25 protein-coding genes are annotated in these 24,651 nt (G+C 71.2%); 13 read left to right on the forward strand and 12 right to left on the reverse strand.

Going from position 1 to position 24,651, the window contains the following annotated elements; all coding sequences use genetic code 11:
* Genes ACI2L3_RS34755 through ACI2L3_RS34765 form a run of 3 tightly spaced genes read left to right on the forward strand, consistent with a single transcriptional unit; the run spans position 1 to position 1,972 of the window.
* Positions 1–930, forward strand: coding sequence for an AraC family transcriptional regulator (locus tag ACI2L3_RS34755; protein WP_404756411.1), 930 nt, complete (start codon positions 1–3; stop codon positions 928–930).
* Positions 927–1,667, forward strand: a complete 741-nt coding sequence (locus ACI2L3_RS34760) for an AzlC family ABC transporter permease (RefSeq protein WP_404756485.1) — start codon at positions 927–929, stop codon at positions 1,665–1,667. Before ACI2L3_RS34755 ends, ACI2L3_RS34760 begins: the two co-directional genes overlap by 4 nt.
* Positions 1,664–1,972, forward strand: coding sequence for an AzlD domain-containing protein (locus tag ACI2L3_RS34765; RefSeq protein ID WP_404756412.1), 309 nt, complete (start codon positions 1,664–1,666; stop codon positions 1,970–1,972). Before ACI2L3_RS34760 ends, ACI2L3_RS34765 begins: the two co-directional genes overlap by 4 nt.
* A 37-nt stretch (positions 1,973–2,009) precedes the next feature.
* Here ACI2L3_RS34765 and ACI2L3_RS34770 read toward each other — a convergent pair whose 3' ends face one another.
* Entirely contained in the window at positions 2,010–3,380 is a 1,371-nt protein-coding gene (locus ACI2L3_RS34770) for an MFS transporter (protein ID WP_404756413.1), read from the reverse strand.
* 100 nt (positions 3,381–3,480) lie between these two features.
* On the reverse strand, positions 3,481–4,446 hold the full coding sequence (locus tag ACI2L3_RS34775) for a hypothetical protein (RefSeq protein WP_404756414.1): 966 nt from the start codon (positions 4,444–4,446) through the stop codon (positions 3,481–3,483).
* Between the two features lie 79 nt (positions 4,447–4,525).
* Between ACI2L3_RS34775 and ACI2L3_RS34780 the strand changes: the two genes are divergently transcribed.
* The 6 genes from ACI2L3_RS34780 to ACI2L3_RS34805 all read left to right on the forward strand — a co-directional run bounded on the left by ACI2L3_RS34780 (position 4,526) and on the right by ACI2L3_RS34805 (position 11,712).
* A complete protein-coding gene (locus tag ACI2L3_RS34780) occupies positions 4,526–4,720 on the forward strand; it encodes a DUF3046 domain-containing protein (RefSeq protein WP_404756415.1) in 195 nt (64 codons plus the stop codon).
* 105 nt (positions 4,721–4,825) lie between these two features.
* Positions 4,826–6,103 carry an AI-2E family transporter gene (locus ACI2L3_RS34785; protein ID WP_404756416.1) on the forward strand — a complete coding sequence of 426 codons (1,278 nt, stop codon included), beginning with the start codon at positions 4,826–4,828 and terminating at the stop codon, positions 6,101–6,103.
* 261 nt (positions 6,104–6,364) lie between these two features.
* Entirely contained in the window at positions 6,365–7,489 is a 1,125-nt protein-coding gene (gene recA, locus ACI2L3_RS34790) for a recombinase RecA (protein ID WP_404756417.1), read from the forward strand.
* 3 nt (positions 7,490–7,492) lie between these two features.
* Entirely contained in the window at positions 7,493–8,224 is a 732-nt protein-coding gene (gene recX / locus ACI2L3_RS34795) for a recombination regulator RecX (protein WP_404756418.1), read from the forward strand.
* A gap of 144 nt (positions 8,225–8,368) precedes the next feature.
* Positions 8,369–9,169, forward strand: coding sequence for an ArsR/SmtB family transcription factor (locus ACI2L3_RS34800; protein ID WP_404756419.1), 801 nt, complete (start codon positions 8,369–8,371; stop codon positions 9,167–9,169).
* The gene (locus ACI2L3_RS34805) at positions 9,166–11,712 is read left to right on the forward strand and encodes an FtsX-like permease family protein (RefSeq protein ID WP_404756420.1); all 2,547 of its coding nucleotides are present in this window, start codon (positions 9,166–9,168) and stop codon (positions 11,710–11,712) included. The genes ACI2L3_RS34800 and ACI2L3_RS34805 overlap by 4 nt, the downstream gene beginning before the upstream one ends.
* 46 nt (positions 11,713–11,758) lie before the next feature.
* On the opposite strand, the gene ACI2L3_RS34810 is transcribed toward ACI2L3_RS34805, so the two are convergent.
* The 8 genes from ACI2L3_RS34810 to ACI2L3_RS34845 form a co-directional block, all read right to left on the reverse strand.
* Positions 11,759–12,175 (reverse strand): rhodanese-like domain-containing protein, encoded by a 417-nt coding sequence (locus ACI2L3_RS34810; protein WP_404756421.1) that lies wholly within the window; start codon positions 12,173–12,175, stop codon positions 11,759–11,761.
* Positions 12,172–12,723 (reverse strand): cysteine dioxygenase, encoded by a 552-nt coding sequence (locus ACI2L3_RS34815; RefSeq protein ID WP_404756422.1) that lies wholly within the window; start codon positions 12,721–12,723, stop codon positions 12,172–12,174. The genes ACI2L3_RS34810 and ACI2L3_RS34815 overlap by 4 nt, the downstream gene beginning before the upstream one ends.
* 78 nt (positions 12,724–12,801) lie before the next feature.
* Positions 12,802–12,888, reverse strand: coding sequence for a putative leader peptide (locus tag ACI2L3_RS34820; protein WP_336621184.1), 87 nt, complete (start codon positions 12,886–12,888; stop codon positions 12,802–12,804).
* Positions 12,889–12,993: 105 nt separating this feature from the next.
* On the reverse strand, positions 12,994–14,682 hold the full coding sequence (locus ACI2L3_RS34825) for an FAD-dependent monooxygenase (protein WP_404756423.1): 1,689 nt from the start codon (positions 14,680–14,682) through the stop codon (positions 12,994–12,996).
* Positions 14,683–14,902: 220 nt separating this feature from the next.
* The gene (locus ACI2L3_RS34830; RefSeq protein ID WP_404756424.1) at positions 14,903–15,880 is read right to left on the reverse strand and encodes an amino acid ABC transporter permease; all 978 of its coding nucleotides are present in this window, start codon (positions 15,878–15,880) and stop codon (positions 14,903–14,905) included.
* Entirely contained in the window at positions 15,877–16,524 is a 648-nt protein-coding gene (locus tag ACI2L3_RS34835; RefSeq protein WP_404756425.1) for an amino acid ABC transporter permease, read from the reverse strand. Before ACI2L3_RS34835 ends, ACI2L3_RS34830 begins: the two co-directional genes overlap by 4 nt.
* A 95-nt stretch (positions 16,525–16,619) precedes the next feature.
* Positions 16,620–17,540 (reverse strand): glutamate ABC transporter substrate-binding protein, encoded by a 921-nt coding sequence (locus tag ACI2L3_RS34840; protein WP_404756426.1) that lies wholly within the window; start codon positions 17,538–17,540, stop codon positions 16,620–16,622.
* A 46-nt stretch (positions 17,541–17,586) separates the two neighbouring features.
* Positions 17,587–18,366, reverse strand: coding sequence for an amino acid ABC transporter ATP-binding protein (locus tag ACI2L3_RS34845; RefSeq protein ID WP_404756427.1), 780 nt, complete (start codon positions 18,364–18,366; stop codon positions 17,587–17,589).
* A 286-nt stretch (positions 18,367–18,652) separates the two neighbouring features.
* On the opposite strand from ACI2L3_RS34845, the gene ACI2L3_RS34850 reads away from it, so the two are divergent.
* On the forward strand, positions 18,653–19,342 hold the full coding sequence (locus ACI2L3_RS34850; protein ID WP_404756428.1) for a response regulator transcription factor: 690 nt from the start codon (positions 18,653–18,655) through the stop codon (positions 19,340–19,342).
* A 16-nt stretch (positions 19,343–19,358) separates the two neighbouring features.
* The gene (locus tag ACI2L3_RS34855) at positions 19,359–20,771 is read left to right on the forward strand and encodes a sensor histidine kinase (RefSeq protein WP_404756429.1); all 1,413 of its coding nucleotides are present in this window, start codon (positions 19,359–19,361) and stop codon (positions 20,769–20,771) included.
* Here ACI2L3_RS34855 and ACI2L3_RS34860 read toward each other — a convergent pair.
* Entirely contained in the window at positions 20,761–21,756 is a 996-nt protein-coding gene (locus ACI2L3_RS34860; protein WP_404756430.1) for a TAXI family TRAP transporter solute-binding subunit, read from the reverse strand. The genes ACI2L3_RS34855 and ACI2L3_RS34860 overlap by 11 nt on opposite strands.
* A 137-nt stretch (positions 21,757–21,893) precedes the next feature.
* Here ACI2L3_RS34860 and miaB point away from each other — a divergent pair, with 137 nt between their 5' ends.
* Together miaB and ACI2L3_RS34870 are read left to right on the forward strand one after the other, a co-directional pair.
* Positions 21,894–23,384, forward strand: coding sequence for a tRNA (N6-isopentenyl adenosine(37)-C2)-methylthiotransferase MiaB (gene miaB / locus ACI2L3_RS34865; RefSeq protein WP_404756431.1), 1,491 nt, complete (start codon positions 21,894–21,896; stop codon positions 23,382–23,384).
* Positions 23,385–23,482: 98 nt separating this feature from the next.
* The gene (locus ACI2L3_RS34870; RefSeq protein ID WP_404756432.1) at positions 23,483–24,208 is read left to right on the forward strand and encodes a class III extradiol dioxygenase subunit B-like domain-containing protein; all 726 of its coding nucleotides are present in this window, start codon (positions 23,483–23,485) and stop codon (positions 24,206–24,208) included.
* 166 nt (positions 24,209–24,374) lie between these two features.
* Here ACI2L3_RS34870 and ACI2L3_RS34875 read toward each other — a convergent pair whose 3' ends face one another.
* Positions 24,375–24,650 carry an antitoxin gene (locus ACI2L3_RS34875; protein WP_404756433.1) on the reverse strand — a complete coding sequence of 92 codons (276 nt, stop codon included), beginning with the start codon at positions 24,648–24,650 and terminating at the stop codon, positions 24,375–24,377.
* Position 24,651 lies beyond the last annotated feature (1 nt).

A 24,651-nucleotide genomic window follows, 5' to 3' on the forward strand; every position in this document is an offset into this window, starting at 1 on the left:
ATGGCGGGTTCGGCGGAGCGGGTGCGGCCTCGGGACGGTGGCGGCGCGGCGGAGCAGGCGCGGCATTGGCGGTACGCGGAGCTGCCGGGCGTCGACCTCCTGCGGGCGCGCTACATCCGCAGGACGTTCGTGCGGCACACCCACGAGCACTTCGTGATCGCGGCGATCGCCGAGGGCGTCGAGGTGTTCCGCCACACCGGCGCCGACCGCCGCGCGGGGCCCGGAACCCTCGCCCTGGTCAACCCCGACACCTCGCACACGGGCCGGGCCGGCGCGCCGGAGGGCTGGCGGTACGGGGCGGTCTACCCCGCGCCGGACCTGGTCGCCGCCATCGCGGCGGAGACGACGGAACTTCGGGGTGCGCCCGGCTTCGTCCGCCCGGTGCTCGACGACCCGTACTCCGTGGCGCTCGTGCACCGCGTGCTGCGCGCGGCGGAGGACGGCAACGCGCTCGCTGCCGACACGCTGCTGCGGGTGGCGGTGACCCGGCTGCTGCGGCTCAACGGCGGACGCCTGCCGCAGCGCACCGTGCGCACGGCGGGCGCGAGGACGGCGGTACGCGCGCGTGCCGTCCTCGAGGAGAGCCTCGCGGATCCGCCGAGCCTGGAGCGGCTCGCCACCGGCCTCGGCACCAGCCCCTTCGCCCTGCTGCGCGCGTTCCGGGACACGTACGGCATGCCGCCGCATGCCTGGCTCACCGACGCGCGGGTGCGCCGGGCGCGGCACCTCCTCGACGCGGGCACGGCGCCCGCCGACGCGGCCGTCGCCGTGGGCTTCACCGACCAGCCGCACCTCAACCGGCACTTCACCCGGACCGTGGGCGTACCTCCAGGGGCGTATCAGCGCGAGCGCAAGAACGTACAAGACCTCGTCGCGGGGCCACTCGTAACGTCCGACGCGTGGCAGAACGGAAGCCCTGCGCGGGCATAGAGGCAACGGATCGCTCACGCACGAAGGACCCGCCCGGACACTCGGAGAAGCCCGATGCCGCGGTCGTCCGTGACGCGCTCGGCGTCGGCGTCGCCGTAGGGCTCTCCGGGTTCGCCTTCGGAGTGACCTCGGCGGGCAGCGGGCTCACCCTGCTCCAGACCTGCGCGCTGAGCCTGTTCGTGTTCACCGGTGCGTCGCAATTCGCCTTGGTGGGGGCGCTCGCGGGCGGCGGGAACCCGTTCACGGCCGCCGCGGGCGCCTTCTTCCTGGGAGTGCGCAACGCGTTCTACGGGCTGCGCCTCTCGCAGCTCCTTGCTCTTCCCCGCGCGGTGCGCCCGTTCGCCGCGCACTGGGTCATCGACGAGACCGCGGCCGTCTCCCTCGCCCAGCCAACGCGGCGCGGCGCCCGCATCGGCTTCACCGTCACCGGGCTCAGCCTGTACGCGCTCTGGAACCTCACCACACTGCTCGGCGCGCTGGGCGCCGAGGCCATCGGCGACACCGGCACGTGGGGACTCGACGCGGCCGGCCCCGCGGTCTTCCTGGCGCTGCTCGCGCCGATGCTGCGGACCTCTACGGAGCGTGCCGCGGCCGGCGTCGCCGTGCTGGTGGGGCTCGGTCTGCTGCCGGTGCTGCCCGCGGGTGTACCTGTCCTGGTCGCTGCTCTCGCGGTGCCGGTCGTCCTCTACGTAGAGGGCCGACACGCTCGTAACGACGCGCGGAGGGAGATCCGTTGAACGTCTGGATCGCCATCGGAGCGACCATCGTCAGCTGCTACCTCGTCAAGCTCGCCGGGCTGCTGGTGCCCGCGGGAGTGCTGGAGCGGCCGCTCGTCCGGCGGATGGCCGCCCTGCTCCCCGTGGCGCTCCTCGCGGCTCTCACGGCCCAACAGACCTTCGCCGACGGACAGGCGCTCGTTCTGGACGCCAAGGCGGCAGGGCTCGCCGCGGCGGCCCTGGCGCTGCTGCTGCGCGCGCCGTTCCTCGTCGTCATCGCAACGGCCGTCGTCGTCACGGCGGGACTGCGGGCGCTGACGGGGTGACGCGCGTGGGGACGCGCCCGCTCAGGGAGGCGCCCTCTCAGGGGACGAGCGGCACCCGCGCCGACGGGGCCTCGGAGATCCCGAGCCGTTTCGCGGTCGCTTCCGGCCGGCAGAACAGCGCCGCCAGGACACCCGCCGTCAGCAGCAGCCCCGAGGTCAGCAACCAGCCCTGTTCGTAGCCGGCGGACACCGTGGCCGCCCGGTCCACCATGCCGCCGAGAACCAGCGGCGACAGGATGCCGCCGAGCGCGAACACGAAGGTCAGTGCGCCGAGGACGACGCCCCGCTGGGAGGGCGGCGCGATACGGGCACACGCCGTCATGGCAACCGTGAGCATGACCATCGCCAGGGTGATGGGGCCCAGCATCAGGGGCACCTTGCCCCACATGGAGTCGATCGTTCCGAACAGGGCGACGGCACAGCCGGAAACCACCATGAGCAACCCGGCGCCCGCTCCGACCGGCAGCCGCCGGCCGGTCGGCTCCCGCCGGGCGGAGCGCTGTGCGACCAGGCCGTGGACGAGCAGCACCACGCCGTTGGCGAGGGCCCCGACACCCACCAGCGTGCCCGCTCCGTGGAGGTCCCAGCCGACGACGCTCTCCAAGTAGTCCGGCGTCCACGTCAGGAGGGTGCTCATCAGCCAGTACGCGGCGAAGGCACCGAAGGCCGCCGTCATGAAGGAACCCGACAGCAGAACGGCGCGCAGGGGCACGCCGAGGTCGTCCGATGCGGGCGCGCTCCCGGTGCCCGCGCCGCTCTTCTCTCCCGTGCCGCCCTTCGCGGCCTTCCCGACCCGTGGAGCGAGCGGCCCCTCGGCGCCCCAGATCGCCCAGGCCACCGCCCAGACCAGACCGACGAGCCCCACCACCCCGAAGGACCAGCGCCAGCCCCAGTGGGTGATCACCCAGCTCAGTACGGGCGCGGCCACGGCCACTCCGGCCGCCGCGCCGAACAGCAGGACCGCGGTGGGCAGGGACCGCTCACGCTGCGGGAACCAGCCATGGACGTGGTGGATGGCCACCGGCGCGGAAGGGCCCTCGGCCGCGCCGAGGAGCACCCGTGTGGCCACCAGCGTGCCGAACCCCGCCGCGCCCCACATCATCGGCAGCTGAGCGGCCGACCACATCAGCACGAGCACCAGGAGCAGCGGGGCCGTCCGCACTCGCCGGGTCAGCAGGGAGACGCCGAGCGCCGCTACGGAGAACAGCGCGAAGAACGCCGACTGCGCCGTGCCGAACTCCTGCCGGGTCAGGCCGAAGTCCGCGCGGATCTCGGGCCCCGCGAGCCCGAGGACCGCCTTGTCGGCGAAGTTCACCACCATGAAGGCCAGCAACAGCCATGTGGTGCGCCAGGCCCCGCTCATCGGCGGCGGCCGTTCGGGAGGGCTGTGCGGCTCGGGCGGATGCACAGGCACGAGTGTCGGGCTCCGGAGCCCGACCGGCCAGCGTTCGTGCGGAAAGAGCGGAAAGAAGTGCCGGCGCAGCGGCAGGGCGAAGGGCCGCCTCCCGTCAGTCGACGGCCCGCCCGTATGCCCGGAGGGTACGCAGTGCCTCGATGGTGACGATCGGGCGCGACTCCAGGGACGTGCCCGGCGCCCACTGCCGCCAGCGCACGGGCCAGCCGCCGTCGGCCTGCTGCTCCCGGGCGAGGAAGTCGAGCGAGCGCTCCATCTCCGCGTCGGTGAACCAGGAGCGCGCGAGCGACTCGGGGACCTTCGCGTAGTCATGCGCGAAGTGGTGCTCGCCCGGTGCGTAACCGGGCGCCACCGGATACGCGTCCAGGTCGTCCGGGTCCAGTGCCGCGAGACGCTGCTGGCGGACGAGGCGTCCGAGACGGTCGGCGGCGGCACGCGCGCGTGGGCGGTCGGGCACGCCGTCCAGGAAGGCGACGGCCGCCTGGACCTCGTACGGATGTGACGTCTCGAGCGATTCGACGGCCGCCCAGCAGAAGTCCGTGGCCCGGAAGAGCCAGGCGTGCCACACCTCGTTGCGGTGCAGCAGGCCCACCACGGGGCCGGTGGCGAGCAGCTCGCCGGGAGGGTCGTCCACGACCGGCACGAACGGCGCGGAGGGGTAGCCGCGCTGGCTGGGATGGATCGCCGGGAGGGCGCCCTCAGGAGTCGACACCGAGGTCAGATACCGGCACACCCGTTCCACCCGCTGTCCGCCGCAGCGGTGGATCGAGTCCAGCACGCGCAGGGCGTGTCCGCTGTGCAGCGGCTGGCCGACGGGGCCGCGGAGGTCGGGTTCGAGCGCGTAGCCGTACCCGCCGTCCTCGGTGGCGTACGAGGTCAGAGCGGTTTCGACCGCGTCCGCGGCCCGGTCCCCGCCCGCGCCGTCGAGGAAGTGGTACGCGAACCGTCGCTGCTCGAGGACGCGTGCGGTGAGCCAGACGAAGTGCTCGGCGCGGGCCAGCGGGGAGAGCGCCGCGTCGGGGGAGGGCACTGCGTCGGGGGATGCTCCGGTTTCGGCCATGCTCCGACCGTAGGGCGGAAATCGTTCCCGGCAAGCCCCCTGCGCCCGGCTGCACTCTCAGGGGCGCGATACTGGAGGCATGCGGTTGACGGTCTTCTGGCAGCGGATGGCGGCTCACTTCGGTGCGGAGTACGCCGACTCCTTCGCGCGCGATCACGTGATGGCGGAACTGGGCGGCCGCACGGTCCACGAGGCGTTGGACGCCGGCTGGGAGGCCAAGGACGTCTGGCGAGCGGTGTGCGTGGCGATGGACGTACCGGCCGACAAGCGCTGACTACGGGCAGAGTTTCTGCCGCCGGAGGGCGTCACGCGCGCGTGGGGCTGTCCCAAGATGTGAGGGTGGCGACCGATTGTCTTCGGCGTGGGCGAGACTTGCCCCGTGGCACCGACAGACAAGACCGCGCAGGTCACCCAGGACACCGCTCCGCCCGGCACGACGCCGCCCGCACAGCCCCCCGCCGAGGCCGGGGCGGGGCACGGCGCCCGCATGCCGCGGTGGCTGCCGCGTGCCATGGTTCTCGCCCTCGCGCTCATCGCGTGCTTCCAGTTGGGAAGTTGGGCGTTCCACCAGCTGACCGGGTTGTTGATCAACATTCTGATCGCGTTCTTCCTGGCGCTCGCGGTCGAGCCCGCGGTCAGCTGGATGGCGGCGCGCGGGCTGCGCAGGGGCTTCGCGACCTTCCTCGTCTTCCTGAGCGTCGTGATCGCGAGCGCGGGCTTCGTCACGCTGATGGGCTCCATGCTCGCGGGCCAGATCGTCGACATGGTCGAGGACTTCCCCGACTACCTCGACAAGGTCATCAGCTGGATCAACCAGACCTTCCACACGGACCTCTCCCGCGTCGAGGTCCAGGACAGCCTCGTCCACTCCGACTGGCTCCAGAAGTACGTGCAGAACAGCGCCAGCGGCGTCCTGGACGTCTCCGCGCAGGTCCTCGGCGGTCTCTTCCAGCTGCTGACGATCCTGCTGTTCTCGTTCTACTTCGCGGCGGACGGGCCGAGGCTGCGGCGCGCGCTGTGCTCGGTGCTGCCGCCCGCCAAGCAGGCCGAGGTGCTGCGGGCCTGGGAGATCGCGGTCGACAAGACCGGCGGCTACCTCTACTCGCGCGGCCTGATGGCGCTGATCTCCGGCATCGCGCACTACATCCTGCTGCAGGTCCTCGACGTCCCCTACGCGCCCGTGCTCGCCGTGTGGGTGGGTCTCGTGTCCCAGTTCATCCCCACCATCGGCACGTATCTGGCGGGCGCGCTGCCGATGCTGATCGCCTTCACGGTCGACCCCTGGTTCGCGCTCTGGGTGCTGATCTTCGTAGTCGTCTACCAGCAGTTCGAGAACTACGTACTGCAGCCCAAGCTCACCGCCAAGAGCGTCGACATCCACCCCGCGGTCGCGTTCGGCTCGGTCATCGCGGGCACGGCGCTCCTCGGCGCGGTCGGAGCGCTCATCGCGATTCCCGCCGTCGCGACGCTGCAGGCCTTCCTCGGGGCGTACGTGAAGAGGTACGACGTCACGGACGACCCCCGGGTGCACGGGCACCGGCGCCAGGTCGGCGCTCCTCTCCTCGCGCGCATGCGGCGCGCGCTGCGGGGGCCGAACCGGCCGGGAGCCCCGCCGGAGTCGGGCGGCGCGGAACCGAAGGGGAACGGGCGCCGCTGAGGGGCGCCGCTGAGGGGCGCCGGGCGGCGCGCCATGCGGTGGGTCACGCTTGACACTAAAATCGAACATCCATTCTTATGGGGTGCCTGGGCGGCGATTCTCCAAGGTGGGCGGGGGGTTCCCCGAGACGCTCGGGAGGATTTCGGTGAGGGATCGCCTCGAGTTATCCACAGGCTGGACGGCCGTCGGGGCGGATTGTCAGTGGCAGGCGTTAGCGTCTTTGACGTGAAGCGATCGACTCAAGCAAATCGGGTGGAACCCATGGCAGGAACCGACCGCGAGAAGGCGCTCGACGCCGCGCTCGCACAGATTGAACGGCAATTCGGCAAGGGCGCAGTGATGCGCATGGGCGAGCGGCCGAACGAGCCCATCGAGGTCATCCCCACCGGGTCGACCGCGCTCGACGTCGCGCTCGGCGTCGGCGGCATCCCGCGCGGCCGAGTGGTGGAGGTGTACGGCCCGGAGTCCTCCGGTAAGACGACCCTCACCCTGCACGCCGTGGCCAACGCCCAGCGGGCGGGCGGCGCGGTGGCCTTCGTGGACGCGGAGCACGCCCTCGACCCCGAGTACGCCAAGAAGCTCGGCGTCGACATCGACAACCTCATCCTGTCCCAGCCGGACAACGGCGAGCAGGCCCTCGAGATCGTCGACATGCTGGTCCGCTCCGGCGCCCTCGACCTCATCGTCATCGACTCCGTCGCCGCCCTGGTGCCGCGCGCGGAGATCGAGGGCGAGATGGGCGACTCGCACGTGGGCCTTCAGGCCCGTCTGATGAGCCAGGCGCTCCGGAAGATCACCAGCGCGCTCAACCAGTCGAAGACCACCGCGATCTTCATCAACCAGCTCCGCGAGAAGATCGGCGTGATGTTCGGCTCCCCGGAGACCACGACCGGTGGCCGGGCGCTGAAGTTCTACGCCTCGGTGCGCATGGACATCCGCCGCATCGAGACCCTGAAGGACGGCACGGACGCGGTGGGCAACCGCACCCGCGTGAAGGTCGTCAAGAACAAGGTCGCGCCGCCCTTCAAGCAGGCCGAGTTCGACATCCTCTACGGCCAGGGCATCAGCCGTGAGGGCGGCCTGATCGACATGGGCGTCGAGCACGGCTTCGTCCGCAAGGCAGGCGCCTGGTACACGTACGAGGGCGACCAGCTCGGCCAGGGCAAGGAGAACGCCCGCAACTTCCTGAAGGACAACCCCGACCTCGCCAACGAGATCGAGAGGAAGATCAAGGAGAAGCTGGGCGTCGGTGTGAAGCCCGAGGCTCCGGCCGCCGAGCCGGTCACGGACGCGGCGGGCGCGGCCCCGGCCGACGACGCCGCCAAGACGGTGCCCGCGCCGGTGGCCAAGGCCACCAAGTCCAAGGCCACGGCGGCCAAGAGCTAGTCCGTGACACGACGAACCGACTGGGCGGACCACACCGCCCCCGAAAGCCGCACCGGCCCCGCCGGGCGGGGCCACGGGGACGGTGTGGATCAGGACGGCACGGGCCGGGACGGCGGCCACCAGGACGGAGACGGCCGGAGCCGTGGGCGTCGACGGCGGCGCGGCGGGTTCGACGGCCACCAGGACAGCGGTTCCCCTTCCTCGTCGAGGGCCGAGAAGGGGGAGCCGCCCACGGGGGACCCGGCTGAGCGGGCGCGGAACATCTGTCTGCGCCTGCTCACCGGTACGCCGCGCACGCGCAAGCAGCTCGCCGACGCGTTGCGCAAGCGGGAGATCCCCGAGGACGTGGCGGAAGAGGTGCTCTCCCGCTTCGAAGAGGTCGGCCTGATCAACGACAGCGCCTTCGCGGACGCCTGGGTGGAGTCCCGGCACCACGGCCGGGGCCTGGCCCGCCGTGCGCTCGCGCGGGAGCTGCGCACCAAGGGCGTGGAGTCCACGCTGATCGACGAGGCCGTGGGGCAGCTCGACTCGGAGCAGGAGGAGGCGACCGCGCGCGAGCTCGTCGCCCGCAAGCTCCGCTCCACACGAGGCCTCGACCGGGACAAGCGCCTGCGCCGCCTCGCGGGCATGCTCGCCCGCAAGGGTTACGGCGAGGGCATGGCCCTCAGAGTGGTGCGGCAGGCCCTGGAGGAAGAGGGCGAGGACACCGAGGACTTGGGGTACGGGGCGTTCTGAGCGGGCCGCTCCCACGGGGGTGGGGCGGCAACCGGAGCGGTCCTCGCATCCCAACCGGCGCTCCGCAGGGTGGGGTTAACCCCCCTGCGGAGACGCCGGACCACCGCAGTGCAGAGAGACCTGTGCACAGACGACTGTGTACGCATGGCACAGGAACCCGGCACGACCGACGCGGAGCGACCCGACGCACCGCCTCGGGCCGACGTACTGGCCCGGGCCGACGTAGCTTCCCGGGCCGACGCACCGTCCGCGCCCGACACACCACCCGCGCCCGACGCACCGTCCCGCGCCGCGGGCCCGCAAGAACTGAGCGACCTGCGCGTCCTCAAGGCGCTCGCGCAGCCGCGGCGGCAGCAGATGTTGCAGCACCTCACCGTGCACGGTCCGGCCACCTCCGCGACGCTCGCCCGTGCCCTCGGCCTCAACACCGGGGCGACCAGCTACCACCTGCGCGAGCTCGCCCGCTACGGCTTCGTCGAGGAGACGCGCGGCTCGGGGCACGGACGTGAGCGCTGGTGGCGGGCCGTCCCGGGCGACCGGCGCTTTCCGCCGCGCAGCCGGCAGAGCCCCGAGACGCGGCTCGTCATGGACGAGCTCAACGCCCTCTCGTACGCCGCCGACCTGGAGCTCTTCGCACGGCTGCAGCGGGAGCGGAGCGAGGAACAACACCGGTCGGACGATGCCGAGCCCGACGAGTGGGCCGACGCGCTGCCCTACTCGCGGGGCACGATCCGGCTGACGTACGCCGAACTCCAGGCGTTCTTCGAGGAGTACATCGCGCTGCTCAACCGCTACAAGCGGCCCGACGCGGACACCCCGGCCGCCGCCCGCACCGTCCTCACCCGCTTCCTGGCCTTCCCCGCGCCGACGGCCCATCCCGAGCCGACGGCCCACCCCGAGCCAATGGGCTCCTCCGACAACCGAAAAGAGGACGAGCCCTCATGATGCTGCGCTACGCACTGCAGACGGTCAGGGACCGCAAAGGCGGATTCCTCGGTGCCTTCCTCGCGCTGATGTGTGCCGCAGCCCTCATCACGGCTTGCGGCACTCTCCTGGAGACCGGCCTGCGCGGCACGATCAAGACCGAGCGCTATGCCGCGACCCCCGTGATCGTCTCCGCGGACCAGAACGTCCACCAGACCACGGTCAAGCACAAGAAGGGCAAGACCAAGGTCAAGCACAAGGCGAAACCGATAGCGGAGAGGGCCTGGCTGCAGGCCGACGACATCGGGGACAGGCTCGAGAAGGTCGCGGGTGCCCGTGCCGTCGTACCGGAACTGACGTTCTTTGCCCAGCCGTTGAGACCCGACACCGTCGGCGGCGCCGGGAAACCCTCGTACGGGCACGCCTGGGAGTCCGCCGCGCTCACCCCCTTCAGGCTCGTCGAAGGAAAGGCCCCGCGTGCGGCCCACGACCTCGTCATCGACCGCGACCTCGCCGAGCGCACCGGCCTGAAGCCGGGCGACCGGCTCACCGTCCAGTCGACGCGGAGCCCGCGCGACTACCGCATCACCGGCGTAGCCGCGCCCGAGAACGGCGCCCTCGCGCACCAGACCTCGCTCTTCTTCTCCTCGGAGGAGGCCGAGCGGCTCGCCGCACACCCCGGAAAGGTCACCGCCTTCGGTGTCGTACCGGACGAGGGCACCACTGTCGCCGACCTGAAGAAGGCGGTCGGACGCACCCTCGACGGAACAACAGCGCAGGTCAGCACGGGGGGCGAGCGCGGACCCGTGGAGTTCCTCGACGCGGCGGGTGCGCGCGTCAAGCTCGTCAGCATCGGCGGCGCCATGGGCGGCACCTCCCTGCTTGTCGCCGTCCTCGTGGTCGTGGGCACTTTCGCCCTCTCGGTCCAGCAGCGGCACCGCGAACTCGCCCTGCTGCGCGCCGTCGCCGCGACCCCGAAGCAGATCCGCGGTCTCCTCGGCCGGGAGGCTCTGATCGTCGGCTCCGTCGCGGGAATCACCGGCGCGCTGGCCGGAATCCCGCTCGGCGGTTGGCTGCACGGCCGGTTCGTGGCAACCGGCGCCGTGCCCGCCACACTGGAACGCGCCGTCAGTGCCTTCCCGCCGCTCGTCGCCGTGGCTGCCACGGTGCTGGGCTCCTGGGCCGCCGCCCGCGTCGCGGGGCGCAGGATCGCCGGGATCCGCCCGGCGCAGGCCCTGGCCGAGGCGCGGGCCGAGCGGCGTGGGCCCGCCTGGAGCCGCATCGTCGCGGGTCTGGTGTTCCTCGCCGGTGGCACCGTCCTGGTCGCCGTGCTGAGCGCGCTGCACACCGAGGCGGCGTCGACGCCCGTGACGTTCCTTGCCGTGGTGGTCTTCGCCTGCGCCATCGCGCTCCTGGGGCCGCTCGTGGTCCGGGCGGCCGCGGCACTTCTGCGGGGCCCGCTCCGGCTGACCGGCCCCGCCGGCAGGCTCGCCCACGCGAACGTGCGCGGCAACGCGGCCCGGATGGCCGCAGTCGTCACTCCGCTCGCCCTCCTCACCGGCATGACCTGCACCGTCCTCTTCGTCCAGCCGACCCTTGACGACGCCGCCCGCGCCCAGGCGCGGGAAGGGATCCGCGCGAACTGGGTACTGGACGCGCAAGGGCCGGGCGTTCCGGCGGAGGCCGCACAGAGGCTGCGTACGACCGAAGGCGTCGAGGTCGCCACCGAGGTCGTCCGCACGACGGTCCGCGTCGGGCTCGACAAGTACCCCGCGCAGGGCGTCACCCCCGAAGGCCTCACCCGGACCTGGGACCCGGACGTCACCGCCGGATCGCTCGACGACTTCGACGAGGGCAGCGCGGCCGTCAGTGAACTCGCCGCCGACCGGCTCGGCCTGAAACCGGGCAGCACGCTCAAGTTCACCCTGGGGGACGGCACGAAGACGGAACTCACCGTCCGCGCCGTGTACGCGCGCGGTCTCGGATTCGGCGACCTGACCATGGCGCACGACCTGGTCGCCCGCCACGTCGACAACCCGCTCGCCGGCACCGTCCTCGTCAAGAGCGACCGTACGCAGGAACAACTCGCGGCCGACGTCGGGAAGTTCCCGGGATTGCGGATTCTCTCCCCGGCGGCCGCCGACAGCCTTCAGGCCGAGAGCCGCCAGGCCAACGCCGAGGTCAATCTCCTGGCGATGGGTCTCGTCCTGGCCTTCACCGCCATAGCCGTCGTCAACACCCTCGCCATGTCCGTCTCCGAGCGCATGCGCGAGTTCGCGCTGCTGCGTCTCGCGGGCGCCACGCGCCGCCAGGTCCTGCGGATGCTGCGCGCCGAGGCGCTGTCGGTCCTGCTCATCGGTGCCGCACTGGGCAGCGGTGTGGCGCTCGCGGTCCTGACGGCGTTCAGCGTGGGAATGACCGGCAGCGCGGCACCGACGGTCGTCCCTCTCGTCTACGTCTCCGTAATCGCGGTCGCCGGACTGCTCGCCCTCACCGCGACCGCCCTGCCTGGCCGCGTCGCCCTGAGGCCGCTTCCCGTCGCGGCGGCGTCGGCCAAGGAGTAGGAGGTAAGGGGCGGTACGCCATGGTGGGCGCCCCTTACGCCCAAGCTCACGTTCCCGCGGTCACCACAGGAAGCCCCGCCGCCCGCCACGCCTGGAACCCACCGATGAGATCGGTGGCGTGGCGCAGTCCCAACTGTCGCAAGGAGGCGGCCGCGAGGCTGGACGCGTACCCCTCGTTGCAGACCACGACGACGTGTATGTCGTGGTCGGTGGCCTGCGGGGCGCGATGGCTGCCCTGCGGGTCGAGCCGCCACTCCAGCTCGTTGCGTTCGACGACGAGCGCCCCGGGGATCAGCCCGTCGCGCTCCCGCAGTGCCGCGTAGCGGATGTCGACGAGCAGCCCTCCGCCCTCTGCGGTCGCGTACGCCCTCTCCGGAGTGACCCGGTCGAGTCCGAGCCGCACACGCTCCAGCAACTCGTCGATGCCGACCGGCTGTCCAACCACCCGTTCACGGTCACTCACTGCCAGTCCTCCGGGCGCTCCACGGACTCCAGACGGAGCACGTCGCCGGTGCGGCTGTAACGGCGGATCCGTGGCAGGGGCGGGTAGTAGGCGTGTACGGAGACGGCGTGTTCGGTCGTGGACTCGTTCAGCACCTCGTGCACGTGGTTACGGCCGAAGGCGCGGCCCTCGCCGACGGCCAACTCCCGTTCGCGGTCGACGTCGCCGGAGAGCTCCAGGGTCTTCCACCCGTCGGTGGGCAGGCGCGCGGCGAGCGAGTTCTCTTTGAGGGTGCCCGCCGCGGTGAGGAAGGCGCCGACCGACTCCGCGTGGTCGTGCCATCCGGTCCCGGTGCCGGGCGGCCAGCCGATCAGCCAGGCCTCGCTGCCGCCGGGGCCCTGGAGCCGCACCCAGGTCCGGCCCTCGGGGTCGAGCGGCAGGGAAGCGACGAGCTCGGGGTCGGCCGCGGCGCGGCGGACGAAGTCGAGGAGTTCGGCGGCGGTGGGCGCCGTGGAACGCGCGGCCGAGGGCGCGGTGGAGGGCGTGGTCGAGGAAGGAGCAACAGACACGGGTACCGTCCTGGAAGTTCGCGGAAGCGCGCGAGACAGCCCGGAGCGGGGCTCAGCGCGCGAAAGAGATGTGCGAGTTCAGCAGGACGGGTGACACACGCAGCCTGCGTAGCGGACCAGGTCCATATGGACCCTCCGCCACAGGCGCACATCGGTGTCGGTCACGATCCGGAGTAGACCACGGGGTCCGGAGCCGGTCAACCCCGGCTCAGCATGCGAGCAGGGGCGGCGCGCGGCGCTTGATGACCGTGAAGCCGAAGCCCGCCCGGCTCACGACGAAGGCCGCGTCGCCCCCGCTGCCCTCTCCGCCCTCTCCGCCTCGTCCACTCGGCCGCCCCGGCCGGCCGGAGCTGTCCCCTTCGCCTTGTCCCCGTCCCCGCTCCCGGGCCCTGCCTGCACCGGTCCCCCCAGTGCCGCTTCGGCCGCCGCGTACAGCTCCGCCGGACGCACTCCGGAGAGGGCGGTGACGAGGTGGCCGTCGGGCCGTACGAGCAGGACGGAGTGGGCGGCGGCCCCGGGATAACTCTCGGCGACGAGCAGCTCGGCGGCGTGGGGGAGCGCCGTGACGGCCGCGGCGAGCCGCGGCATGATCCCGGCGGTCACCCAGTGCCGTCGCTCCCACACGACGGTGCCCGGCGCGACGAGAAGGACGATCAGGTGCCCCAGCCCGAGCCGGTCCCGAAGCCGTACGAAAGAACCGTCCGGCGCCGTCACGCGCACATCGGCGACCGGCGCTCCGGGCTCCGTCCCGACCACCGTGACGGAGTCGGACGGAGCGGCCGCCAGCGGCGAGTCGGCGTATGACGAGGGGGCCCCGAGCGGACCGCGCCCCACGTGGCCGTCGGTGAGGAGCGTGTCGTGCCCGCGCGCGGACCCGGGCACGTACGACCGCAGCCCCTTGCCGCCGCGCAGCGCGGGCAGCGACTGGTCGGCGGCGCGCAGCCGCGCGGCCACGCCGGCCCGCCGCTCGACCTGATAACTGTCGAGCAGGGATTCGCGGGCGCCGTGGTGCCAGGCGAGCCCCAGTTTCCAGGCGAGGTTGTCGGCGTCCCGCAGGCCTTCGTCGAGCCCCTGGGTGCCGAGCGCGCCGAGCAGATGCGCGGCGTCCCCCGCGAGGAAGGCGCGTCCGACCCGCCACCGTCGGGCGAGCCGGTGGTGGACGGTGTGCACGCCCGTGTCGAGCAGTTCGTACGGGGGTGTGGAGCCCCCGCACCAGCCCGCGAGGGTCTCCCGGATGCGCATGACGAGGGCGTCGGGCGTCACCAGGTCGCCACGCGGCGGAAGCAGCCAGTCGAGCCGCCACACCCCGTCGGCGAGGGGCCGGCCGGTCACCTCGGCGCCTCCGTGGCGCCACGGAGGCATCCGGTGCAACAACGCCTGGCCCGGCCACGGAAGTTCCGTGCGCAGCGCGGCCACGGCGTGCCGTTCCACCGCCGTACGTCCCGGGAAGCGGACGTCGAGCAGCTTGCGCACGGTGGAGCGGGAGCCGTCGCAGCCCACCAGGTAACTGCCGCGCCACCATGTGCCCTTGGCTCCGCGTGTGTGTGCGGTCAGCCCGGTGGCGTCCTGTTCCAGGGAGTCGAGCTTGTTCTCCGCCGCGACTTTGACGAGCCGCTCGTCGGCGATGGCGTCGCGCAGGGCGCCCGTCAGGACGTGCTGCGGCAGGTGCAGCGGGGCGGGGGCCTCGTCTCCGAAGTGGAGCTCGCGCATCAGCTGCTTGCGTCGGACGGAGCGCCAGCCGGCCCACCGTGCGCCGGACTCCGTGTCGCCGAACGAATGCCCCGCGAGCCGTTCCACGAACGCCGCGGTGTCCTCGCGGAGCACGACCGTCCGCGCGAGCCGGTGCTCGTCCTTGCCGGGGCCCTCGTCGAGGACGATGGTGGGCACCGATTGGCGGGCGAGGGCCAGGGCGAGGGCCAGTCCCACGGGGCCCGCGCCGACGACGATCACCGGGTCCACGGCGCGCACCCTCCGGCCCGGCGGGCCCCGAGGGTCCGGACTGCCCGGAAGCGCTGGACGTACGTACAGAAACTGGCAGTTGGAGCCCGGTGCACGATCACAGAACGTATGCAACCCATTGCCGGTGCTTGCGTCAAGTGACGATGGCATCGGCGTTCACCCGACAACGCGCGTGGGGGACGGCGCCATCACCGTCCCCCACAACTGTACCTACAGTGCGTCAGTTTGACTTTCCAACCGGGCCCTTGGGGTCGTCATCGGGCCCGTCGGCGCCGGCGTCGGCGGGCGCGCCCGGAGCGGGCTCCGCGGCGACCGTCGGGCCGAGCGGCGTGGCCGCGTCGAGCACGCCCGGAGTCTCCGCGGGCTCGGCGGCCGCGGCCACCACGATGCCCGTCTTGGTACGGCGCCCACGCTTCTCGATCCAGGTGGCGAGCGAGGAGAGCGCCAGGCAGAGCGCGATGTAGATGGCGCCGACGACGGTGACCGTCTGGACGAACGGGTACGTGCCGTTCACGGGCGTGTTGTTGGCGATCAGCCGCGCCGAATACAGCAGCTCGGGGTAGAGGATGATGTAGCCGAGCGAGGTGTCCTTGAGCGTCACCACGAGCTGGCTGATGATCGTCGGCAGCATGGAGCGCACGGCCTGCGGGAACAGGATGCCGGCCGTCACCTGGGTCTTGCTCAGGCCCAGGGCGTACGCGGCCTCCCGCTGACCCTTCGGTACGGCGTTGACACCCGCGCGCAGCACCTCGGCCTGGACGCAGCCGTTGTAGATCGACAGGCCGAGTACCAGTGCCCAGAACGGCGTCATGTCGCCGGCGACGCCGACCCACAGGGCGAAGATCGTGATCAGCAGCGGGATCGACCGGAAGAGGTCGATGAAGATCACCGACGCCCAGCGCACCGGTCGGTGGTCGGAGAGCCTGCCGACACACAGCACGACCGCGAAGACCAGCGACAGGACAGCGGCGAGCGCGAAGGCCTTCAGCGTCGCCAGGAGCGCTTCGAAGATGTTGTCGCGGATGCCGGAGTAGTTGAAGATGTCCCACAGGGCGCCGTCGAACTCGCCCTTCTCGTTGAGCCGCAGGACGATCCAGACGACCAGGCCGAGCACGGCCGCGGTGCCGACGACCGAGTAGATCCGGTTGCGGAGCCTGGCCTTGGGGCCGGGGGCGTCGAAGAGGACACTGGCGCTCATCGGGCGACCTCCATACGGTGCTCCAGCAGCCGGAAGGCGCCATTGATGGCGTACGTGATGATCAGGTAGGCGACCGTGATCCAGAGGAAGATCATGGCGATGTCGTAGCCGTCGTTACTGAGGGTCTTGGCGACGTTGAACAGATCGACGTTGTCGAAGCTGCCCGCGATCGCGGAGTTCTTCGTCAGCGCGATGAAGATCGACCCCATGGGGGCGACCACCGCGCGGGTGGCCTGTGGGAGCACCACGACCCGCATGACCTGCGTGAAGCTCATGCCGATCGCGCGAGCCGCCTCGGCCTGGCCCATCGGCACGGTGTTGATGCCGGAGCGCAGTGCCTCGGCCACGAAGGACGACGTGTAGAAGCCCAGCGCCGTGACGCCGAGCGCGAACGAGTTCATGTCCGGGAAGAGGATCTTCGGCAGGATGAAGAAGGCCACCAGGAACAGCAGGGTGAGCGGGGTGTTCCGGAGGATGTTCACCCACAGGGTGCCGAAAACGCGCAGCGGCGGGACCGGGGAGACCCGGAAAGCGGCGATGATCACGCCGAGCACCATGGCTATGACGCCGCTGACCACGGTCAGCTCCACGGTGCCGATGAACCCCTCGCGGAACAGCGACAGGTTGTCGGTCAGTACGTTCATGAATTCTCCGCGAGAGGGCGGTCGGACGGCGATGTGCTCACAACACGCCCCGCCCCGCACGGTTTTTCAGGCCGTACGAAGCGGGGCGCGGGGTGTCACTTGGGGTCGGTGAAGGCCGGCGGGTCCTTGTACTCGGAGCCGGACTTGCCGATGGTGGCGTCGAACGCCTTCTTGTAGTCGCCGTTCTCCTGGTGCGCCTTGATGGCGTCGGCGACGGCCTTCTGCAGCCCCTTGTCGCCCTTCTTCAGGCCGACGCCGTAGGGCTCGTCGGAGAAGGGCTTGCCGACGACCTTGAGCTTGCCGGGGTTCTGCGCGGCGTAGCCCATCAGGATGGCGTCGTCGGTGGTGACGGCGTCGACCTGGTTGTTGAGCATCTGGGCCACGCACTCGGAGTACTTGGACAGCTCGGTGACCTTGGCGCCGTACTTGGGCTTCTTGATGTTCTGCAGCGGCGTGGAGCCGACGATGGAGCAGACCTTCTTGCCGCGGACGGTCTCGGGGCCCTTGATGTCCTTCTCATCCTTGCGGACGAGGAGGGAGGCACCGGCGTGGTAGTACGGACCGGCGAAGTCGATCTGCTTCTTGCGCTCGTCGTTCATCGTGTACGTGCCGATCATCAGGTCGACGTCGCCCTTGGAGACCGCGGTCTCACGGGCGCCGGAGTCGACCGTCTTCCACTCGATCTGCTTCGCCGAGAAGCCGAGGTCGGCCGCGATCATCTTGGCGATCTCGATGTCGAAGCCGGAGTACTCCTTGGTCGACTGGTCCTGGAAGCCCAGGTACGGCTGGTCGGCCTTGGCGCCCACGATGAGCTTGCCGCGCTTCTTGGCGGCCTCGAACACGGACGAGTCGACCGAGACGTCCTTCTTGACCGTGTAGCTGAGGGCCTTGGTGTCCTTGCCGTTCGGGCCTTCCGGCTTGTCGCCGGCCGAGCCCTCCTTGCCACCACAGGCGGTGGCGGTCAGCGCGACGGCAGCGACGGCTGCCACGGCGGCAGCGGACTTGCGGAGCTTCATGGTGAACATCCTCTGTTTCGACTGGTGTTGAGACGGCGTGGGAGCCTCAGTGTTTAAGGATCTTCGACAGGAAGTCCTTGGCCCGGTCGCTGCGCGGGTTGTTGAAGAACTGGTCCGGCACGGCCTCTTCGACGATCCGGCCATCCGCCATGAAGACGACGCGGTTGGCCGCCGAACGGGCGAAACCCATCTCGTGGGTGACGACGACCATCGTCATCCCCTCCCGGGCGAGCTGCTGCATCACCTCGAGGACCTCGTTGATCATCTCCGGGTCGAGCGCCGACGTGGGCTCGTCGAAGAGCATCACCTTGGGGTCCATCGCCAACGCGCGCGCGATGGCGACGCGTTGCTGCTGTCCGCCGGAGAGCTGGGCGGGGTACTTGTCGGCCTGGGAGGCGACGCCCACGCGGTCCAGCAGACCGCGAGCCTTCTCCTCCGCCTCGGCCTTGCCGATCTTGCGCACCTTCGTCTGGCCCAGCGTCACGTTCTCGAGCACGGTCTTGTGCGCGAACAGGTTGAACGACTGGAAGACCATGCCCACGTCCGCACGGAGCCGCGCGAGCTCCTTGCCCTCCTGGGGCAGCGGCTTGCCGTCGATCGAGATGTCTCCCGAATCGATCGTCTCCAGGCGGTTGATGGCGCGGCACAGCGTCGACTTGCCGGACCCCGAAGGGCCGATCACGACGACGACCTCGCCGCGGGCGATGGTCAGGTCGATGTCCTGGAGGACGTGCAGAGCGCCGAAGTGCTTGTTGACGTTCTTCAGCACGACAAGGTCGTCCGCCCCAGGCGGTATGGCGTCCTTGGTCACCGATACTTCGGTCACGGCTTGTTGCTCCATCCTCCTCGGTTGGGAGGACAGTAATAACCCAGTGCGACCAGCGTCATTACATCTGAGGGGAAATTGAGCATAACGATCCGGCCGCAACCGGACACACCGTGTGAAGAGGGCCCACGGAGTGCGTACCGGGTAGGTAACGGAACGTGCCGACGCACTGAACCCTCTTGACGCGGTCCTTATCCATCGGCGTGGATGCCTTGGTGCGCTCGCGCGACCACCGGCCATGAGTACCGGCCACGACGGAACGACCGATGAACTGGAGGGGGCCCCTATGCGACTGCTTCTCGTCGAGGACGACGATCATGTGGCCGCCGCCCTGTCCGCGGTCCTGGCCAGGCACGGCTTCGACGTCGTGCACGCCCGCAGTGGCGAGGAGGCTCTGCAGGCCCTGCTGCCCGCGGAAACGCCTCCCTTCGGAGTGGTGCTTCTCGACCTCGGTCTGCCCGACCAGGACGGCTACGAGGTGTGCGGCAAGATCCGCAAGCGCGGCTCGACTCCGGTGATCATGGTGACGGCCCGCTCCGACGTACGCTCGCGCATCCACGGCCTCAACCTCGGAGCCGATGACTACGTAGTGAAGCCGTACGACACCGGGGAGCTCATCGCCCGTATCCACGCGGTCATCCGGCGGCCCGCCCCCGGCGGCGCGCCGGCAACAGGCGACAGCGACCTGCGGCTCGGCTCCGTGCGCATCGAACTGCCCACCCGGCAGGTCAGCGTGGACGGTTCGGTTGTCCAACTGACCCGCAAGGAGTTCGACTTGCTCGCCCTCCTCGCCCAGCGTCCCGGAGTGGTGTTCCGCCGGGAGCAGATCATCAGCGAAGTGTGGCGCACCAGTTGGGAAGGGACGGGCCGCACCTTGGAGGTCCACGTGGCGTCCCTGCGCTCCAAACTGCACATGCCGGCCCTGATCGAGACCGTGCGCGGCGTCGGCTACCGCCTCGTCGCCCCGGCCGCGTAGCCAAGAGCGAGGACAGGTGCGCTCTCGCCTCCTCCCGCTGCTGATCATCCTGATGGCGGGCGTGCTGCTGGCGCTCGGCTTCCCGCTCGCCGTCAGCGTCGCCGCCGCCCAGCAGCAGAAGGTGGTCGTCGACCGGATCGACGACACGGCCCGCTTCGCCTCACTCGCGCAGTTCGTCACCAAACGCCCCACCGGACCGCTCGAACTGGGCAGCACGGACGAGCGCCGCGAGACCCTCCAGAAGGAACTCGACGACTACTACGACGTGTACGGCATCCGCGCGGGCGTCTTCTACCGCGACGACGACGCCATGGCCCACTCACCGAGCGACTGGTTCCTGCCCCGCCGCGGAGCCCTGCGGGACGCCTTCGAAGAAGCGCTCCGCTCCCGCGGCAGCCACGACCCCGAGCAGGTCTGGCCGTGGCAGCGAGGGCGGCTGGCCGTCGCCTCGCCGGTGATCAAGGACGGCGACGTCATCGCCGTCGTGGTCACGGACTCGCCGACCGGCCGCATGCGTTCGCAGACGCTGCACGGCTGGCTGCTCATCGGCGCCGGCGAGTCGGCGGCCATGCTCCTCGCGGTCGGCGCGGCGCTGCGGCTCACCGGCTGGGTGCTGCGTCCGGTGCGCGTCCTGGACGCGACCACGCACGACATAGCGACAGGGCGCCTCAAGTCCCGCGTCGCGGCGGCGGGCGGACCACCGGAACTCAGACGCCTGGCCCGGTCGTTCAACGAGATGGCCGACAACGTCGAGGACGTGCTGGAGCAGCAGCGCGCCTTCGTCGCCGACGCCTCGCACCAGCTGCGCAACCCCCTCTCGGCCCTCCTGCTCCGCATCGAGCTGCTCGCCCTCGAACTGCCCGAGGGCAACGAGGAGATCGCCTCGGTCCGCACCGAGGGCAAGCGCCTGGCCCAGGTCCTCGACGACCTGCTCGGCCTGGCGCTCGCCGAGCACGCCGCGGCCGACCTGAGCCTCACCGACATCGGCGAGCTGGCCGCCGAGCGCGTCGCCTCGTGGCGGCCGCTCGCCGACGAGCGTGGCGTACGGCTGACGGGCACCTGTCCGGCCACCACCGGCTGGGCCGACCCGGTGGCCCTCTCCAGCGCGCTGGACGCGGTGATCGACAACGCCCTGAAGTTCACTCCCGAGGGCGGCCCGGTCCACGTGGCGGTCTCCTCCTGCGACGCGACGACGACCGTCGTGGTCACCGACGGCGGCCCCGGCCTCACCGAGGACGAACTCACCCGCGTCGGCGACCGCTTCTGGCGCAGCAACCGCCACCAGAACGTGAAGGGCTCGGGGCTCGGCCTGTCCATCTCCAGGGCCCTGCTCGCGGCGGGCGGCGGCTCCATCACGTACGCACACCACGAACCGCACGGCCTGAAGGTGACGGTCAGCGTCCCGCGCGGCGAACCCCTCAGGGCTTGACCGAGCGGTAGTAGCGGCGCGCGCCCTCGTGCAGCGGCAGCGGGTCCGTGAACAGGGCGGTGCGCAGATCCACCAGCTGGGCCGCGTGCACGGCGTCGCCGATGTGGTCGCGGCTGTCGATGACGGTCCGGGTCAGACGTTCGGTCAGCTCGGTGTCGGCCCGGTCCGTGGTCACCAGGAGGTTCGCCACCGCCAGCGTCGGCACGGCGGAACCCCGCTGCGCATCGGGATAGGCGTCGGCCGGCATCGTCGCGGCCCGGTAGTAGCGCGAGGCCCCGCCCTGCTTGTGCAGCGAGTCGACGAGGTAGCCCAGCTTCACGAGCTCGATGTCCATCTCCTTCGACAGCGTGCGCACGGAAGTCGTCGGCAGCCCGCCCGACCAGAAGAAGGCGTCGATGGAGCCCTTCTTCAGAAGGTCGGGCATCGTGTCGATCCCGGCGGACACCGGCTTGACGTCCGTGGTCGGGTCCAGACCCGCGGCGTCGAGCACCCTCTCGGCTATCAGCCGCACTCCGGAGTGCTCCTGTCCCACCGCCACGCGCTTGTTCCGCAGATCCGCGACGGTCTCGATCCTCGAGGACCGGGGCACCACGAGCTGTACGTAGTCGTCGTACAGCCGCGTGCAGCCCCGCAGCCGGTGCCAGCCGGGTTCGGCGTTCAGGCGGTACTTCTCGACCGCGTCGGCGGCGGCGATCGTGAAGTCGGACTTCCCGGTGGCCACCCGCGCGACGTTCTGCTGCGAACCCTCGCTGTTGAGGAGTTCGACGTCGACGTCCGGCATGTCCTGGGAGATCGCCGTCCGCAGGAGCTTTCCGTACCGCTCGTACACGCCCTTCTTCACGCCCGTACTGAACGTCATCCGCCCGCTGGGGGAGTCCTCGCCCATGGGCACCAGCCACCACAACAGCAGCCCGAACACCACGAGCGCCGCCGCCGAACCCTGCAGGGCGCGGCGCCTGCTGATGTGGGGGAGTGCCTGGAGCATGCGCGCGATCCTGCCAGCCGGTCACCGTGCTGACCAGGGGCGAGGTCACACTGCGCCGCTCCGGGGCCCACCTCCCGGTGCCGCGGTCGCAATCCGCGGGCACGCGCGCGTGGCGACCCCGTACCCTGGGGGGCGAGATGAGCGCGAAGACTTACGAGGTGCGCACCTACGGGTGCCAGATGAACGTCCATGACTCCGAGCGGCTGTCGGGCCTCCTTGAGGACGCCGGCTACGAGCGTGCGCCCGACGGGGCGGACGGCGATGCCGACGTCGTCGTCTTCAACACGTGCGCCGTGCGCGAGAACGCCGACAACCGGCTGTACGGCAATCTCGGCCGCCTGGCGCCGATGAAGACCAAGCGCCCGGGGATGCAGATCGCCGTCGGCGGCTGCCTGGCCCAGAAGGACCGCGACACCATCGTCAAGAGGGCGCCCTGGGTCGACGTCGTCTTCGGCACGCACAACATCGGCAAGCTGCCGGTCCTCCTGGAGCGCGCCCGCGTCCAGGAAGAGGCGCAGGTCGAGATCGCCGAGTCGCTCGAAGCCTTCCCGTCGACGCTGCCGACCCGCCGCGAGAGCGCGTACGCGGCGTGGGTCTCCATCTCCGTCGGCTGCAACAACACCTGCACCTTCTGCATCGTGCCCGCGCTGCGCGGCAAGGAGAAGGACCGCAGGACCGGCGACATCCTCGCGGAGATCGAGGCGCTCGTCGCCGAGGGCGTCTCCGAGATCACCCTCCTCGGGCAGAACGTGAACGCGTACGGCTCGGACATCGGCGACCGCGAGGCCTTCAGCAAGCTGCTGCGCGCCTGCGGGAAGATCGAGGGTCTGGAGCGCGTGCGCTTCACCTCCCCGCACCCGCGCGACTTCACGGACGACGTGATCGCCGCCATGGCCGAGACGCCGAACGTGATGCCGCAGCTCCACATGCCGCTGCAGTCCGGCTCCGACACGATCCTCAAGGCGATGCGCCGCTCGTACCGGCAGGATCGTTTCCTGGGGATCATCGAGAAGGTCCGCGCCGCCATGCCGGACGCGGCGATCTCCACCGACATCATCGTCGGCTTCCCGGGCGAGACCGCGGAGGACTTCGAGCAGACGATGCACGTGGTCCGCGAGGCCCGCTTCGGGAGCGCCTTCACCTTCCAGTACTCCAAGCGCCCCGGGACCCCGGCGGCGACCATGGAGGGGCAGATCCCCAAGGAGGTCGTCCAGTCGCGCTACGAGCGTCTGGTGGCCCTCCAGGAGGAGATCTCCTGGGAGGAGAACAAGAAGCAGGTCGGCCGCACCCTGGAGCTGATGGTCGCCGAGGGCGAGGGCCGCAAGGACGGCGCCACCCACCGCCTGTCCGGCCGCGCCCCCGACAACCGCCTGGTCCACTTCACCAAGCCGGACACCGAAGTGCGCCCCGGCGACGTCGTGACCGTCGAGATCACCTACGCGGCGCCGCACCACCTGCTGGCCGAGGGCGCCGTGCTGAACGTGCGCCCCACGCGCGCGGGCGACGCCTGGGAGAAGCGGAACGCCGAGGCGGCCGCGAAGCCCGCCGGCGTGATGCTGGGACTGCCGAAGATCGGCGCTCCCGAGCCGCTCCCGGTCGCCACGGGCAGTGGCTGCGGCTGCGACTGACCACTCCGTGGTCCCGCTCCGGAGGGGACTCCGGAGCGGGACCACGGAGTGGGGCTTTCCGGAGTGATCTCTTCCTAGGGCGCGTTACGCTGCGGATCATGCTTGTCGCCGCAGCCGTCTGCCCTTCTCCGCCGCTGCTCGTTCCCGAGGTCGCCGCGGGTGCCGCTCCCGAACTGGACGCCGCGCGCGCGGCCTGCTCGGACGCCATCGGCGTGCTCGCCGCCGCGCGGCCCGACCGGCTCGTCGTGGTCGGCCCGGCCGAGGAGAGCGGGCGCGGGCCGCATCGACAGGGCGCGCGCGGGTCGTTCCGGGGGTTCGGGGTGGACGTCGACGTACGTCTCGGGCCCACGCCGCCGCACGCGCCGGACGAGGCGGCGGAGCGTGAGCTTCCGCCGTCGCTCGCCGTCGCAGGCTGGCTGCTCGAACGTACGCGGTGGTCGACCGCTCCGGTGGAAGGTCTCGGCGTGGGGGAACCACTCGCCGCCGAGCGGTGTATTCAAGTCGGAGAGGAAATCGGGGCCCGGGCGGACCGGGTGGCACTGCTCGTGATGGGAGACGCGAGCGCGTGCCGCACGCTGAAGGCGCCGGGGTACCTCGACGAGCGGGCGGCCGGCTTCGACGCGGCGGTGGGACGTGCGCTCGGCGCGGCCGACATCGCGGCGCTGAAGACGCTGGACGCGGGCCTCGCCGCGGAGCTGAAGGCGGCGGGCCGTGCCCCGTGGCAGGTGCTCGCCGGGGCGGCGGACGGCGCGACGCTGAGCGGTGAGCTGCTCTACGAGGACGCGCCGTACGGCGTGGGCTACGTGGTGGCCACCTGGTCCTAGCGGGGCCTTCAGGGGCGCTCCAGGGGGCTTCCGGGGGGGGGCGTCGTCGCGGCGACCGGCGAGCGCGACCGGACGGGCGCACGGCCAGGACATGACGGGCGCCACGGTCAGGACATACGGAGGCGGCCGCGAAGCGAAGTGCTTCGCGGCCGTCCGCCGCTGCGGTTCAGGAAGCCGGAGGGGGCGACGGGGGCGTCGGCCGAGTGGTGCCGCCGCCCGTGTCCTTGCCCTGGTCCGGCCCGGCGAGGCGGTCGACGGCCTCCTTGGCCTTTCCCGTGCCCGTCTGGATCTTGTCGCTGTACTTGCCCTTGGTCTTCTTGTCGACCACCTTCGCGGCCTTGTCCAGGCCCTGGTCGATCTTGTCCCCGTGCTGCTGCGCGAGGTGCGAGACCTTGTCCTTGGCAGGGGCGAGCTTGGCTTTCAGTTGGTCCAGGAAGCCCATG

The organism is Streptomyces sp. NPDC029674, from assembly GCF_044903205.1.
Lineage (GTDB): Bacteria > Actinomycetota > Actinomycetes > Streptomycetales > Streptomycetaceae > Streptomyces.

What these genes read in the sequence shown, in the direction of transcription:
- miaB (WP_404756431.1), top strand. Translation starts at nt 21,894, where the DNA reads ATGAGCGCGAAGACTTACGAGGTGCGCACCTACGGGTGCCAGATGAAC.
- ACI2L3_RS34835 (WP_404756425.1), bottom strand. Translation starts at nt 16,524, where the DNA reads ATGAACGTACTGACCGACAACCTGTCGCTGTTCCGCGAGGGGTTCATC.
- ACI2L3_RS34780 (WP_404756415.1), top strand. Translation starts at nt 4,526, where the DNA reads ATGCGGTTGACGGTCTTCTGGCAGCGGATGGCGGCTCACTTCGGTGCG.
- ACI2L3_RS34800 (WP_404756419.1), top strand. Translation starts at nt 8,369, where the DNA reads ATGGCACAGGAACCCGGCACGACCGACGCGGAGCGACCCGACGCACCG.
- ACI2L3_RS34775 (WP_404756414.1), bottom strand. Translation starts at nt 4,446, where the DNA reads ATGGCCGAAACCGGAGCATCCCCCGACGCAGTGCCCTCCCCCGACGCG.
- ACI2L3_RS34870 (WP_404756432.1), top strand. Translation starts at nt 23,483, where the DNA reads ATGCTTGTCGCCGCAGCCGTCTGCCCTTCTCCGCCGCTGCTCGTTCCC.
- recA (WP_404756417.1), top strand. Translation starts at nt 6,365, where the DNA reads ATGGCAGGAACCGACCGCGAGAAGGCGCTCGACGCCGCGCTCGCACAG.
- ACI2L3_RS34830 (WP_404756424.1), bottom strand. Translation starts at nt 15,880, where the DNA reads ATGAGCGCCAGTGTCCTCTTCGACGCCCCCGGCCCCAAGGCCAGGCTC.
- ACI2L3_RS34805 (WP_404756420.1), top strand. Translation starts at nt 9,166, where the DNA reads ATGATGCTGCGCTACGCACTGCAGACGGTCAGGGACCGCAAAGGCGGA.
- ACI2L3_RS34755 (WP_404756411.1), top strand. Translation starts at nt 1, where the DNA reads ATGGCGGGTTCGGCGGAGCGGGTGCGGCCTCGGGACGGTGGCGGCGCG.
- ACI2L3_RS34840 (WP_404756426.1), bottom strand. Translation starts at nt 17,540, where the DNA reads ATGAAGCTCCGCAAGTCCGCTGCCGCCGTGGCAGCCGTCGCTGCCGTC.
- ACI2L3_RS34850 (WP_404756428.1), top strand. Translation starts at nt 18,653, where the DNA reads ATGCGACTGCTTCTCGTCGAGGACGACGATCATGTGGCCGCCGCCCTG.
- ACI2L3_RS34860 (WP_404756430.1), bottom strand. Translation starts at nt 21,756, where the DNA reads ATGCTCCAGGCACTCCCCCACATCAGCAGGCGCCGCGCCCTGCAGGGT.
- ACI2L3_RS34875 (WP_404756433.1), bottom strand. Translation starts at nt 24,650, where the DNA reads ATGGGCTTCCTGGACCAACTGAAAGCCAAGCTCGCCCCTGCCAAGGAC.